This is a genomic window from Paenibacillus polymyxa, from assembly GCF_001719045.1.
Classification (GTDB): Bacteria; Bacillota; Bacilli; order Paenibacillales; family Paenibacillaceae; genus Paenibacillus; species Paenibacillus polymyxa_B.
In genome coordinates this window covers 1,998,295-2,012,638 of record NZ_CP015423.1, presented here as the reverse complement: position 1 = coordinate 2,012,638, position 14,344 = coordinate 1,998,295, and the positions used below count along the sequence as shown (strand labels likewise).

The following is a 14,344-nucleotide window of genomic DNA, read 5'->3' as shown; positions in this document are numbered from 1 at the left end:
TTTTTCTGTTTGTTTTTTTGTAAAATAATATATAAATGATTTCTGTTCAAACTAAATGGACCAGGTCGTCATAGCGGCGTTGTCTCTAATAAGTTGAAAAGCCGAATTCAGAATTGTAGGAGGGAATTATGATTGATGTATTCAATGAACAGATTCAAAATCTAGATCCGGAAATAAGTGAAGGTGAATTTGAGAAGAAAGATATTTCAAAAGTATTAACTATAATATGGATTTTTATAATTTATAGTGAGTCTGTCATTCTTCAACATTTGTCTAGTGGTCTAAATCTGCTGCAAAGTGTCTTATTCACTGTAATCATCATATTGCACATCCTCTTGTACTTGCATGCTCATAGAGTTGCAAAATATTTTTCTTGGGCTTATTTTGTTGTGCAAGGGGGATTGATCTTTTCAAGTGCATTTCTTCTACCTGAGAGTTTTTCGATTGTACTGGTTGGGTTAATGCCAATTTTGGTGGGTCAGAGTATAGGTATTTATTACAAGCCGCTTAAGGTCATTCTTGTATTTTTGATCTCCTATGTACTTTTTTGTGTTGCTGTGGTCTGGCATAATGATGGCAAGCAATTTGTGTTGTTCATCCCTCTATTTTTTCTAATTGCAGTTGTTATAGTAGCTTATGCCGTTCTTTTTCTCAAACAAGTCAAAGCACGAATCCGAACGCAAAACGTTCTTAAAGAACTTGAAATCGCACATCAAAAGGTCGAAGAACTTACAATTGCTAACGAACGACAACGTATGGCCCGTGATCTTCATGATACGCTGGCTCAAGGGCTTGCTGGGCTAATCATGCAACTTGAAGCCATTGATGCCCATCTGACAAAAGGGAGTACGCAAAGAGCTCAGGAGATCGTCCAACAATCGATGTCACAAGTGCGAAGAACATTGTCTGATTCAAGGCGAGCTATAGACAATCTTCGTTCGAAAACCATCTCGGAAGTTGATTTTGCAGAAGCAGTGGAGGAAGAAATACAGCGATTTACAATGGCTACGAGCATTCGTGTAATACGCAACATCAAAATTAAAGCTTCAGTCCCCAGACTGTTGTTCGAACATGGATTGTTTATTATAAGCGAGTGTTTAACCAACGTAGCGAAACATTCACATGCTAATACCGTATGGATTCATATTTTAGATAAAGAAGGCATGATTGAAATTGAGATTCGCGATGATGGAAAAGGATTTGATACGGATATTATTGCCAAGCAAACAGGGCATTACGGAATAATAGGCATACATGAACGTGTACGGATGCTGGGTGGAAAAATCAATATCAGCAGTATATTTCAAGAAGGTACAGCTATAAAAATAGAGGCGCCTCTTACTAAAGGAGACCTATCATGAAATACAAGATTTTAATCGTCGACGATCATTGGGTAGTTAGAGAAGGATTAAAGCTGGTGCTGGAGACCAATGACAGTTATGAAGTGATTGGTGAAGCTGGAGAAGGTGTAACGGCTCTTAAATTGATCGAAGAACTTCAGCCACATGTCATATTGTTGGATTTATATATGCCACAAATGAGTGGTTTGGAAACCATGAAAGCCCTCAGAGAAAAACAAAATGACACACCAGTCATTATCCTGACGACCTATAACGAAGATGATTTAATGATTAAGGGACTCTCTTTGGGAGCAAAAGGATATTTACTAAAAGATACCAGTCGAGAAAACTTATTTCGCACTATTGAGTCTGCGCTAAGGGGTGAAACGCTGCTTCAGCCAGAAATAACAGCAAGGGTATTTGCTACTACGAATAAGAGAGAAGCTGAGATAGAATCACACGAAAGAAGCTTAGTTCTGACTGATAAGGAAAGACACATATTAAAGTCTGTTGCACATGGTTTTAAAAGTAAGGAAATTGCGTTTGATATGGGAATTTCCGAGCGTACCGTAAAAGCACATTTAACGAATATTTATAACAAGCTTGGTGTTGATTCCAGATCCGAAGCCGTTGCCGTTTCGTTGGAACGTGGTATTTTACAGCTTTAGAAATAATAACTGAAAATATGTTATTTATTTGCCCAGTCGTACATAAGGTGCTTGCCCCTTTGTACGATTTTTTTGTTTGTGCATTGTTATAACATGAAAAAAGGATGAAAAAGTTTACTTGACCCACGGGTTGCTGATAGCACCTTTAGAAGAGAGAATCAGAGAGGATGACATTAGTTGAAGAGAAAAGAAATCAGGATAATGATTGCAGGGGTTGCATTAGCCTTAGTAGTTTCCGGTTGCTCCAGTGCATCGGAGAACTCTGTAACAGAAGCCAGTCACCCGGTAAAAATTGAGAAACTTGCAATGAAACCTTTGGCCAATGATTTTAATTTGGCGGGAACATTGCAGGCAAGTAATGAGGCCAATGTTTCCTTTGAAGCGGATGGACGTATATTGAACACCATGGTCGAGGTTGGGGATTCAGTAGAAAAAGGGAGTGTCCTTGCGAAGCTAGATACATCTGCTTACCAGTTACAGCTGGATCGGGCAAAGGCAACCATGGAAAAGGCAAAGGCTGGTGTTAGCCAAGCGGAGGCTACTGTCCAATCGGCCCAGGCGGGCATTCATAGTTCACAATCCCAGGTCAACGCGGCCCAATCCAAATTGCAGGAATTGAACAATGGCGCCAAAAAGCAGGAGATTGCACAGTCTCAAAATGCGGTTACTGTAGCAACTAATAATTATAACAAGAAGAAAGCGGATGCCGCACGGTCCCAAAGTCTATTCCAGGCAGGTGCAGTATCATTAACGGAAAATGAGAATGCGCAGCTGGAATTAGCAAACGCACAAAAAAGCTTAAGTGATGCGCAAGAGAAATTGTCTCTTTTGCTTGCAGGGGCATCCCAGGAACAGCGTGCCCAAGCTTCGGCTGGGGTAGATCAGGCCAGGGCAGGGCTGGAATCGGCTAGGGCTACTATACAACAAGGACTAGCCAGTAAAGCTCAGGCGCAGGCTACCTATGAGGATGCATTGGCTGCTTATGAACAGTCATCCTTGTCACTGAAAAAAGCAACTTTAACTTCCCCGATCACGGGTGTTGTGATTGAAAAAAAGATATCTGATGGCCAACTGGGCTCCAGCGGGAGTGAGGCATTTGTTGTCGGAAATATCAAGACTTTAAAAGTACTCCTCCCCGTACCGGACAGTGAAATCTTATCGTGGAAGAAAAACCAAAAAGTAAATATATCTCTCTACGATGAAATTAGAACAGGGACCGTTACTCAGATCTATCCATCGACTAACTCCAAAACGGGAAGCATCAATGTGGAAGTTAGCATTCCCAATCCCGAACTGAATTGGAAACCTGGTCAAGTCATAAGCGCATCTAAAAGCATGGATCAAAACGAAGCGCTTTTAGTGCCCGTAGAGGCCGTAATTAGTACGGGAAATGACCCTTATGTCTTTAAAGCAGTAAACGGAAAAGCCGTCAAAACACCGATTAAACTGGGGAAAGTGACTAATAATCAGCTCGAAGTGGTCTCTGGACTACAGGCAGGCGATCAAATCGTTACACAAGGAGCAGGAACCTTATTTAATGGTGATTTAATTGGGAATGACGTACTTGGGAAATCGGAGGAGTCGTCCGAATGATTAAATATATCGTTAAAAAACAAAAAATTACACTCATTTTCTTTGGCATGTGCATTGTGCTAGGGCTCTACAATTTTACATCGTTACCTAAACAAGAGCAGCCCGATGTTATTCCCTTGTCAGCCAGTGTTACAACCATCTATCCGGGAGCCTCACCCGAAAGAATTGAGCAAACCATTACTAAGGTTATGGAACAGAAAATTAAAGCCGTACAAGGTGTCAAAACGATTTCTTCCACTTCATCTAAAGGCCAATCCAGTATAACTGTAGAAGCTTTTGAAGATGCAGACCCGACAAAGGTATGGGCTGATCTTCGTACAAAGGTACAGGATGCACAGTCCGAGCTTCCAGTTGATGCGATGCAGCCGGTTATCAATGATAGCATGACAAGCTCTTTCATTGGTTCATATGCGATTACTTCTGATAAAATTGAGAATTTATACTCGTTGAATGAATTGATGAACAAATGGAAAGATCAATTAAAAACGGTCTCGGGTGTTTCGCAAGTTAATATTCAAGGAATACCAGATCAAGAAGTACGAATCAGTTTAGACACACAAAAGATGCAACAATATAACATCTCCTGGGAGCAGGTTGTTCAAGCAATCAAAAATGAGAATGAAAGAGTTCCTACAGGTAGTATGGATTTCAATGAGCGTACTTATCAGCTGACGGTAAATGCCTCTACCGATCCATCCATTCTAAATAACGTCCAGATTTCAAGCAATGACGATGGATTCCCGATATCTCTGAAAGATGTAGGGACAGCCTCACTTGTTTTTAAAAAAGCAGCTAGTTATACGTATGTGAATAACAAGCCTGCTATTTCGATCAGTGTGAGTGGAGATACAGGCAAAGACGTGCCAACGGTATCTAAAGCGACTACAGCCAAAATCAATGAACTTGTGAGCAGTTTGCCGAAGAATGTACATTTTGAGCCGCTTTTTGCGCAAAATGATCGAGTAGATGAAATGTTTGGAAACCTAACCAAAGAGATGATCATCGCTATTATATCGGTCATTGTTATATGTACATTAGGTTTGAATTTGCTGACTTCTGCATTTGTGGCCTTGGCCATTCCTGTTTCCATCGCCATCGGCTTTATTTTCTTGCCCACAACAGGAATCACGCTGAATCAAATTTCAGTCATCGGATTAATCATCGTGCTAGGGATATTGGTTGATGATGCCGTCGTGGTCAATGACAATATTGAACGCCGACGCACTGAATTTGGGGAAGATGCTACGGAGGCAGCCATTAAAGGAACGAAAGAGGTATCCTTATCAATCATTACAGCTACACTAGCTACGGTTGCAGCATTTGCCCCGCTTTTATTCCTGCCGGGCACCATTGGTGACTTTATTAAACCGATACCTACCGTTATTTCGTTAACGATGCTGGCTTCCATGATTATGTCATTAACGATCATTCCTATTTTCCGTCAATGGTATGATCAACGTCGTAAAGGAAAAGAGAATAATAGGACAGTTAAGCCACCTGGACTTCTGGGGAATCAAATCCAGTCTCTATCCAATGTGTACTCTAAAAACTGGATGCCAAGAATACTGCGACGCCCACTTTTAACAGCGCTTATTGGTCTTATGATGGGTACAGCAGCTTATGGACTACTTGCTGTTGTTCCTATTGAATTATTTCCGGATTCCGATCAAGCGGATGCCACGATCAGTGTAACGATGCCAGAAGGAACATCGTTGCAGGCAACCAATCAGGTTATTAACGAGATTGGCATGTGGGTCAAAAAACAGCCAGAAACAGAGCGGCTGGCGGCAACGGCAGGTGGAGGAGCGCCTCAGCTGTACAGCGATGTTGCAGGTGGTCACGGCTCTGGGGGAGCGGTAAACGGCCAAATTGCTGTCGTTGGAAAAGAGGGGCTATTTGATCTCAAAAAAACAGTGGATAACTGGACCCATACGCTACAAGCTAAATATCCATCTGCATTAATCAGCATTCGCGTTCCCCAATTAGGTATTCCGGTCGGCAGTGCGGTGTCTATCCGTATAAAAGGAGAAGACATTGATAAGCTGCAAAACATGACAACTAAAGTCAAAGAAATTGTTGCGGGGACCCCCGGAGCTGTAGATGTGACCGATAATATGGGTATGCAAAGCTATAATCTGAATTTCCAAATTAATCAGCAAGCCTTGGATAAATATCAGGTTAGCTATTCCGATTTAACGCGTACTTTGCTATTAATGGGTGACGGGGTGAACGTAACGGATTTTGATACGGGTAAGGAATTGCTTGATGTCAATATATACATGAACAAACCAAACCATGATCCTGAGGTATTATTCCAACAATTAAGTGTGAACAATGCGGCAAGGGAGCAAATCCCCTTATCCCAATTAGCCACGATGAAACCGGACTTTTCCATCCAACAAATCCACCGCTATGATCTGGAACGGACGGTAACGATATCAGCCAATGGAAATGGGCGTACAGCTACAGAACTCACTAATGATATCCGTAGCAAACTTACAAATACCCAGTTTGAACCAGACTACACCTGGGAGATGGGAGGGGAAACATCTGCGCAGTCTGATATGTTTAAGGATTTGGGCAAATTAGCTGTGATTGTTATTTTTCTTATTCTCCTCTTAATTACCATGCAGTTTTACTCGGTTTCCACACCGCTCATTATTATGACCACTGTTTATCTGGCAGCGGCAGGGGGAATCCTTGGAAGTTTTATTTCGGGGATGCCAATTGGATTCATGAGTATTATGGGTATCATTTCACTTGCTGGTATCGTCGTGCGTAACGGTATCGTGTTGATAGAGTTTATTGAAGATGCGCGGCGTGAAGGCGCTGATTTAACAGACGCCATTCTAATGGCATGCTCTGCCCGTTTCCGTCCGATCTTGCTTACTTCGCTAACTGCGATTGTGGGTATGATCCCTATTGCCACAATAGGCGAGATCTTGTTCAAACCGTTGGCAACGACCATTATTTTCGGACTAATTTTTTCAACTATTTTAACATTGTTTGTAGTTCCGACGCTGTATATGGTCGTAGCTCATCTGAAGCTGAAACGGAAGCATAAGAAGGAAAAGGCTATAAATAGCGATAGCTCATTGACCTTGTAGGTAAATATAGAAAAGAATATACTTCATTTTTCCTTTAATAATGCGGGATCGTACATTAGACGAGTGTCTTAATGTACGATTTTTTCTTTTGTCGATATTCATTATTATTTCATTGACATAGTCCACAAAAATCATTACTATAATTGTTGCAAAAGTCCACTAAATAGGGGGAGTTATGATCAATATAGATGCTAATATCATAGCGGATATGAGGCGTTTTAATCGATTCTATACGAATATACTGGGTGTTTTAGATAGACATGTGCTGGATAGCGGATATTCCTTTACCGAGGCCCGTGTCATTATAGAGATCGGGTTGATCGAGCCCTGTATTGCGAATACTCTAGTCGAATCTCTTAAAATTGATCGCAGCTATATGAGTAGGATCATTGCTAAATTTTGCAAAGAGGGCTTTCTTGTTAAGGAAAATTCAACGTTGGATAATAGAACAAATCTGATTCGTTTGACTCCTAAAGGAAAAGTGTTCTACAACCAACTGAATGAAAGGTCTGATGAACAAATTCTAAAATTAGTTCAAGGACTTTCAGAAGAAGAGATTAAGGAATTACATGCTTCTATGTTGTTAATTCAGAAGAAATTGGATAATTTGGAGAGGATACAGAATGATACGATTTGAATGCGACTATACCGAAGGTGCTCATGAGCGCATATTAAAGCGACTACTGGAGACTAATGATGAACAAACTCCAGGTTATGGTGTCGACGATCATTGTGAAAAAGCCAGAGCATATATTAAAGAAGCATGTGACTCCCCAAATGCGGATGTACACTTTTTGGTTGGAGGTACACAGACCAATACCACCGTCATTTCTTCTATTCTGCGTCCGCATCAAGGCGTCGTTGCTGCAGTTTCTGGACATATTGCCGTACATGAGACCGGAGCGATTGAAGCTATTGGGCATAAAGTACTTACTTTGCCAAGTGATGATGGGAAAATCCGGGCCGAGCAGGTAAAGGAGCTATATGACGCTCACTGGAATGATGCCGCTCCTGAGCATAGTGTACAGCCCGGGATGGTTTATATTTCCCAACCTACTGAAAATGGAACGATTTATAGCAAATCAGAGCTGGAAGCATTAAGTAGAGTCTGTCAAGAGTGTGGTTTACCACTGTTTATAGATGGAGCCCGATTAGGCTATGGCTTGGTGGCCGAAGATAGCGACGTATCTTTAGCAGATATAGCAAAGCTATGCGATGTATTTTATATTGGCGGGACCAAAATTGGAGCCTTGATGGGAGAAGCAGTAGTCATTCTAAATGATACATTGAAAAAAGATTTTCGATATATGATCAAGCAAAAAGGAGGACTGCTGGCTAAGGGAAGAATGTTAGGCATTCAATTCGAAACTTTGTTTGAAGACGGTTTATACGTTGAAATTTCCAAACACGCTATAGATATGGCAATGCTGCTTCAAAACGGATTATCTGAGCAAGGTTTTTCTTTTCAATACCGTTCTACAACCAATCAGCAGTTTCCGATTTTGCCAGATCGTATACTAAAGACATTGAGTGAAAAATATACTTACTCCTTTTGGGAAAAGGTTGATGATGCACATAGTGCTGTTCGATTCTGTACCAGTTGGGCTACAAAGAAAGAAAATGTTGCAATGCTGATTCAGGATATTAAAACATTGCGATAAAGGTCATAGAAAGAGTAATTTATATAATTTTAAAGATGTAAAATGACTATGGAATAGCCATACTTCGTTGCATGCATTGCAGCGAAGTATGGTTTTTTTTGTGCATTTTACTTATTCCAAAGCGGCTTGTCTTTAGTTCCATGAAAGAGCAAGTGGATATAAAAATGGAAAAACAAGACAAGAGCGGATGTATAAAATCGGCGTCTAATTCTTTACACTGTATATCTACCGAACCTGCTTGCGGTACTGAAGAGGGGAGAGCCCAGTTATTTTTTTGAAGATTTTATTAAAGTGGGAAGCATGACCGAACCCGACATCCTCTGCAATATGCTGGATTTTGTCTTTGGTGGTTCGAAGTCTTGTTTGGGCCGCCCTGACCCTCACTACGCGGATGTATTCGCTGAAATGAAAACCAGTCAACTTTAGAAAGATACGGCTTAGGTAAGCTGGACTAATGAAGAAGCATGCGGCCACTTGTTCGAGAGTTAACGGTTCATTGTAATGATCCTGAATAAAAGAAGAAATTTCCGTGATTTTCTGATGCATGGGATGAGAGGAAACAGGTTCACTTCGCTCGATCGCTTCCGATCGGTGCACCAGAATAAGCATTTCCAGCAGTAAATGCTGTACGCAACGGTCATGCAGAGGCTGCTTATTCCTGCATTCGGTATTCATCTGTAGGAATAAACGTTCAACCTCCACTTGCTCTCTCGCAGGTAAGCGAAGCAACGCGGATTGCTGATACGGCGGCAGGTCAAGAATGTCATGATCTTGCTGTGGGAGAAATGTCGGAGAAAAATGAATCAAAATGCGCTCTGTTTCCTGCAATTGTGTGCTGGCGGTAGAGTGCAAGTCATGAGGAAGGATGAATATTAGATCCCCCTTGCGAGCGGTGTATACCTTGCCATTCATAAAATAGATGCGTTCGCCTCGCAGTAAGAGATACAGCTCATAGTTCTCGTGGACATGAGGCCGGGGCATAACCGTGAAACCGGTACGATAGATGTGATGAATGGAGAATTGTTGTTCTCCAATGACATATTTATCTTCTTTCATTTCATTCATGTGCTTCTTCCTTTGCAAATTAAGATAAGTAAGCGCATTCATATACCACCAGTATATATGACAACCTGCCAATGATAAAAGCAGAAAAGATTGATGAAAGGAGGTGAAGGCGCTTCTGAACGTCTCGGATCGTGTTTTTATAAAAATATGCGCTGATGTGGAAGAAAATCTTAGGGAGGAAACAGAATATGAGCAAGCAGCGTACATGGAAAAAGGTGCTATGTAATGTGGTTGTGGGTTCATTGCTGTTGACCTTGTGCCCACCACTAATCCAAGCGGAGACTGCAATAGGAACAGAGAACGCAAAGGTGTCAAAAGTGGCGACGGATATTCCGGCGTTTCCGGGGGCTGAGGGTGGCGGTAAATATGTTACCGGTGGACGCGGAGGTGAAGTGTATGAGGTTACCACGCTGGCAGACTACGGCAAAGGGGAACAGATAATACCAGGATCTCTTCGTGCAGCGGTCAGCTCCGATAATCGGACGGTCGTATTCCGGGTGGGTGGAACGATTCATCTCAAGGAGCCACTTAAAATCTTTGGAAACAACCTGACGGTTGCGGGTCAGACAGCTCCTGGCGATGGTATAACTGTAAGCGATTACACGACAGGGATTGATGCAGATAACGTCATTCTCCGTTACCTGCGTTTCCGATTGACCGACCGTTACCCCAGTGAGGATGACGCGTTAGGAGCCAGATACCATAAAAACATAATGATTGATCACTGTTCCTTTAGCTGGTCGGTGGATGAGGTACTGAGCCTGTATGACAACGTCAATACAACGGTACAATGGTCCATTGCGTCCGAAAGTATGCTAATGACCACGCATCAGAAAGGTCGCCACGGCTATGGCGGCATATGGGGCGGGCGAAACTCCACCTATCATCATAATTTGTTGGCTCACAATGCAAGTCGTAATCCGCGTTTTCCAACCGATAAAAAACAAATCGACGCTGTGGAAATGACCAATAATGTCATTTATAACTGGGGATTTTTCTCTTCATACGGTGGCGGTGAAGGATCGTATAATGTGCTGAATAACTATTATAAGTATGGCCCCAACACATATGAGGACGTTCACGGTCAAATTTTTGTAGACGTGGGTAGTAAAAAATATAAAACACGCATCTTTATTGGTGGTAACTACATGTACGGCAATGACTCGGTTACGAAAGACAACTGGCAGCTTGGCACATCCATTGGGTCAATTATTGATCCTTCCACCCGTTTGGCGGAGCCGATTGAAGTCAGAGGGGAATACGACAACGGAATTTCACCGGATGCGTATGGTCCATATCAAGCGACAGATGCACAAACCGCATATACGGAGGTGCTTGCCGGCTCAGGAGCCACGCTGCCAAGAAGAGATGCGGTGGACGCCCGAATTATGAATGATGTGAAGAATGGAACGGGTGCATTTATTAACTCTCCGCGTGAAGCAGGGTGGATTTACGACGATTCTAACGTAACGACGACGGAGCTTGCTGACACTGACCATGATGGAATGCCGGATGAATGGGAACGTGCCCATGGGCTGGACCCCAATAATGCAGATGATCGTAACGGTCAGGGGCTTGCCGGCACAGGGACGTATGCTCATTTTGTCAAGGGATATACCAATTTGGAGGTCTATTTAAATGATCTTATTGAGAAGCTGTCGAATGGAAATGAGGTGGATAATCCAGAGGCCGTCGTTCAGGTGTCGGATGCAAACGGACGTTCACTAAAGCATAACGATATTTTAGAAGCAGGCCGTGATGCGACCATAACAGCAACAGCCAAGGACAAAGATGGTATTGCTCATGTTGAATTTATCATTGACGGCAAACTTGTTGGTAAAGTAGAGACCGCGCCTTATCATCTCGATTGGAATCATGTAACAGACGGTACCCATAATATTATTGTACGGGTGACCGACCGCATGGGGACGGCTACATTTTCCAATCCTGTTACCATTCACGTCAATACGACTGCGCCATCGGGAAGTTGGCTCAGCGAAGAGATTGGCTCTGAGGGCAACGATGGTTATATAAAAGGGCATACTCAGGTCTTAAAAGAAGATGCAAGCGGCAGCAGTATAAGACTGAAGTCAGCGGGAGACGTTGACGGTAAGGCAGATATGTTCCATTATGCTTATCAAAAATGGGAAGGTGACACTGAAATTACAGCCCGTGTGGAACAAATTACTCCGGTGGATGATAATGCCGAAGCGGGTGTAATGATTCGTGAGTCGCTAAAGCCTGGATCAAAAATGGCCTTTATGTCTTTAGCATTTGTTAAATATGGCAAACAGGGTATTCTTATTAGTCGTGATCAAACGGATGCCAAGACGAAACGTGCGTCAATGGAGACGTTTATTGCAACGCCATATTCGGTTCGTCTGGTACGACAAGGACAAAAGGTTACCGGCTGGGTATCCGCAGATGGTGTGACGAACTGGGAGAAGGTTGGTGAAACTGTTATAGATGTGCCGGATAATCAGCCGCTATTGTTCGGGTTGGCCACCGATGCATCCAAACAACAAAACGATGTATGGAATTACAATACGTCGGAATTCAGCAATGTCACCATCCGCAACCTGACAGACTCAGGAGGAACTCATCCCACTAGTGTGGTGGTAGCGACCTATGGCCCTGCTGACTTTACATCTCTCCAGGCAGCGATTGACGCAGTCCCTGACGACAGCAACACAAGGACAGTTATCCATCTCAAAAACGGTACGTATCGTGAAAAAATAAAGGTGAATTCCTCCAAAAAAAATCTGAGTATTATCGGAGAAGACCGCGACAAAACGATCATTGCTTTTGATGATACGGCCAAAACGGTGGTGGACGGAAAAGAATTAGGAACAAGCAACAGCTATACAATGCGTGTGCAAAGTCCCGATTTTGTGTTGGAGAATGTCACGGTTGCCAATACAGAAGGAACCGGGCAGGTGCAGGCTGTAGCGTTATATGCCGAAGGTGATCGTGGTAAGTATCACAATGTCAAAATTACCGGCCTACAGGATACGTTGCTTGTGAACCGTGGCAGACAGTATTTTAAGGACAGCTACATCAGTGGTAGTGTAGATTTTATATTTGGCAATGCACCTGCCGTGTTTGATAATTCGATCATACACAGCCTGCGTGCTGGATATGTGACAGCAGCTTCAACAGAAGAGAACAAGCCGGGCTTTGTATTTATTCAATGTCGTCTGACAACAGAAAATGGCTTGACAGGCAAGGTGGATCTTGGACGGCCATGGCGCCCTTATGCTCATGTTACTTTTTTGAAGACCTATATGGATGACCATATCAAGCCGGGCGGCTGGAACAATTGGGGCAAGGAATCCAATGAGCAGACCGCAAGATTTGGAGAGTTTGACAACTTTGGACCAGGTGCAGGAAGTAGCGGGCGTGTATCTTGGGCCAAACAGCTTACCGCTGATGAAGCAAGTCAGTACACCGTTGAAGCTGTTCTGAGCGGGACAGATCATTGGGATTGGCGTCTTTAAATTTGATGTTCAGTGGTTAAGCGGGGCAAGCGCTTCTAGCGTTCAGCCTCGCTTATTTCTATAGTTTGAGTAGAGGATACATACTTGATTTTCGGTATTGAAAATACTTGTTTATATGGTAAATGTTTGCTATGTTAAAAGTGCATTTATCTCAAATTGAAATTTATTATTGATTTGGAGGTGTAAGGTATGGCACGTGTGTTAGTAGTGATCACGCCAGCTGAAGGTCATGTTAATCCGACATTAGGATTAGTAAAAAGGTTGGTAGACAGTGGGGAGAAAGTTGACTACGTGTGTACGGAAGAATATCGTACGAGAATTCAACAGACAGGAGCACAGATGATCACCTACCCTTTTGTGGATGATGCTTTTTCTAAAGACTCTGATTTAAAGCCAGCAGAATACAAACATCATTATCAATTTGTGTACATGATGGTAAAAGGTATGATTCTTCCGATTATTCCAGAGGTTTTGAGAGTTATTGAAAACAGAACCTATGATTATTTAATCTATGATTCTTTGATGGGCTGGGGAGGCACGATTATTGCTGAGAAGCTAGGAATCCCTGCTGTGTGCTCTATCGCTTCTTTTGCTTTCGTAGAGCCATTGGGATCGGGGCAAGGCATGAATGACAATGATCCGGAGGTAAAGAAGTTGTACACGGCTACGATGCAAATAACGCATCAACTAGCTAAGGAGCTTCAGGTTGAGGCTCCAGCTATAGAAAAGATTGCTCCTCATGGCGGACACTTAAGAATCGTTTATACAAGCCGCTATTTTCAACCGCAAGCTGAAAAACTGGATCACAGTTTTATTTTTACAGGTCCTTCTATTGTACCGCGTAAAGATGCTCCATCTTTCCCGTTCGAACAACTTCGTGTTCTGCATCCACAGGCGGTTTACATTTCGATGGGTACTATTTTGAATAAAGACTTGGAATTTTATAAGCTTTGTTTTGCAGCATTTCGTGATTTGCCTGTGCAGTTTGTGCTGTCTTCAGGCAATTATACAGACATGGAGCCATTGGCCCCATGTATCCCTGACAATTTTATAATCAAGCCTTATATTCCGCAATTGGAAATACTTCAGCATGTGGACGCTTTTGTTACACATGCGGGGATGAACAGTACAAGTGAAGCTTTATATTACAATGTACCGCAGGTCATGATTCCTTTAACATCGGATCAGCCGATCGTAGCCAGTCGGGTGCAGGAACTGGGAGCGGGTGTTGTTGTGGATAAAAATAAGCTTACACCCGCTAGTTTGAGAGCAGCCTTATTAGAGGTATTGAGTCATCCAACCTATAAAGAACAGGCTCATGTGATCGGCGAATCATTACGCCAGGCTGGTGGGTACAGACATGCGGCAGATACAATTATGAGTCATTTCTCCACCATAGAAAAATAAGCGCAG

General features: G+C 42.7%; 9 protein-coding genes. 8 read left to right on the top strand and 1 reads right to left on the bottom strand.

Going from position 1 to position 14,344, the window contains the following annotated elements; genetic code table 11:
- The first annotated feature begins 128 nt into the window (after nt 1-128).
- The 6 genes from AOU00_RS09120 to AOU00_RS09095 all read left to right on the top strand — a co-directional run bounded on the left by AOU00_RS09120 (nt 129) and on the right by AOU00_RS09095 (nt 8,369).
- Nucleotides 129-1,361, top strand: coding sequence for a sensor histidine kinase (locus tag AOU00_RS09120; RefSeq protein ID WP_069290465.1), 1,233 nt, complete (start codon nt 129-131; stop codon nt 1,359-1,361).
- Complete coding sequence (locus AOU00_RS09115) at nt 1,358-2,008, top strand: response regulator (protein WP_069290464.1); 651 nt, start codon at nt 1,358-1,360, stop codon at nt 2,006-2,008. Before AOU00_RS09120 ends, AOU00_RS09115 begins: the two co-directional genes overlap by 4 nt.
- A 201-nt stretch (nt 2,009-2,209) precedes the next feature.
- Complete coding sequence (locus AOU00_RS09110) at nt 2,210-3,601, top strand: efflux RND transporter periplasmic adaptor subunit (protein ID WP_069290463.1); 1,392 nt, start codon at nt 2,210-2,212, stop codon at nt 3,599-3,601.
- Nucleotides 3,598-6,708: an efflux RND transporter permease subunit gene (locus tag AOU00_RS09105; RefSeq protein WP_069290462.1), complete on the top strand. Its 3,111-nt coding sequence runs from the start codon at nt 3,598-3,600 to the stop codon at nt 6,706-6,708. The genes AOU00_RS09110 and AOU00_RS09105 overlap by 4 nt, the downstream gene beginning before the upstream one ends.
- 175 nt (nt 6,709-6,883) lie before the next feature.
- Nucleotides 6,884-7,345, top strand: coding sequence for a MarR family winged helix-turn-helix transcriptional regulator (locus tag AOU00_RS09100; protein ID WP_069290461.1), 462 nt, complete (start codon nt 6,884-6,886; stop codon nt 7,343-7,345).
- The gene (locus AOU00_RS09095; RefSeq protein WP_069290460.1) at nt 7,332-8,369 is read left to right on the top strand and encodes a threonine aldolase family protein; all 1,038 of its coding nucleotides are present in this window, start codon (nt 7,332-7,334) and stop codon (nt 8,367-8,369) included. Before AOU00_RS09100 ends, AOU00_RS09095 begins: the two co-directional genes overlap by 14 nt.
- A gap of 225 nt (nt 8,370-8,594) precedes the next feature.
- Here AOU00_RS09095 and AOU00_RS09090 read toward each other — a convergent pair whose 3' ends face one another.
- Nucleotides 8,595-9,434, bottom strand: a complete 840-nt coding sequence (locus tag AOU00_RS09090) for a helix-turn-helix transcriptional regulator (RefSeq protein WP_023990412.1) — start codon at nt 9,432-9,434, stop codon at nt 8,595-8,597.
- Between the two features lie 188 nt (nt 9,435-9,622).
- Between AOU00_RS09090 and AOU00_RS09085 the strand changes: the two genes are divergently transcribed.
- A complete protein-coding gene (locus tag AOU00_RS09085; protein ID WP_069290459.1) occupies nt 9,623-12,931 on the top strand; it encodes a pectinesterase family protein in 3,309 nt (1,102 codons plus the stop codon).
- A 189-nt stretch (nt 12,932-13,120) separates the two neighbouring features.
- Nucleotides 13,121-14,338, top strand: a complete 1,218-nt coding sequence (locus AOU00_RS09080) for a macrolide family glycosyltransferase (protein ID WP_069290458.1) — start codon at nt 13,121-13,123, stop codon at nt 14,336-14,338.
- Nucleotides 14,339-14,344: the final 6 nt, after the last annotated feature.

What these genes read in the sequence shown, in the direction of transcription:
- AOU00_RS09120 (WP_069290465.1), top strand. Translation starts at nt 129, where the DNA reads ATGATTGATGTATTCAATGAACAGATTCAAAATCTAGATCCGGAAATA.
- AOU00_RS09115 (WP_069290464.1), top strand. Translation starts at nt 1,358, where the DNA reads ATGAAATACAAGATTTTAATCGTCGACGATCATTGGGTAGTTAGAGAA.
- AOU00_RS09110 (WP_069290463.1), top strand. Translation starts at nt 2,210, where the DNA reads ATGATTGCAGGGGTTGCATTAGCCTTAGTAGTTTCCGGTTGCTCCAGT.
- AOU00_RS09105 (WP_069290462.1), top strand. Translation starts at nt 3,598, where the DNA reads ATGATTAAATATATCGTTAAAAAACAAAAAATTACACTCATTTTCTTT.
- AOU00_RS09100 (WP_069290461.1), top strand. Translation starts at nt 6,884, where the DNA reads ATGATCAATATAGATGCTAATATCATAGCGGATATGAGGCGTTTTAAT.
- AOU00_RS09095 (WP_069290460.1), top strand. Translation starts at nt 7,332, where the DNA reads ATGATACGATTTGAATGCGACTATACCGAAGGTGCTCATGAGCGCATA.
- AOU00_RS09090 (WP_023990412.1), bottom strand. Translation starts at nt 9,434, where the DNA reads ATGAATGAAATGAAAGAAGATAAATATGTCATTGGAGAACAACAATTC.
- AOU00_RS09085 (WP_069290459.1), top strand. Translation starts at nt 9,623, where the DNA reads ATGAGCAAGCAGCGTACATGGAAAAAGGTGCTATGTAATGTGGTTGTG.
- AOU00_RS09080 (WP_069290458.1), top strand. Translation starts at nt 13,121, where the DNA reads ATGGCACGTGTGTTAGTAGTGATCACGCCAGCTGAAGGTCATGTTAAT.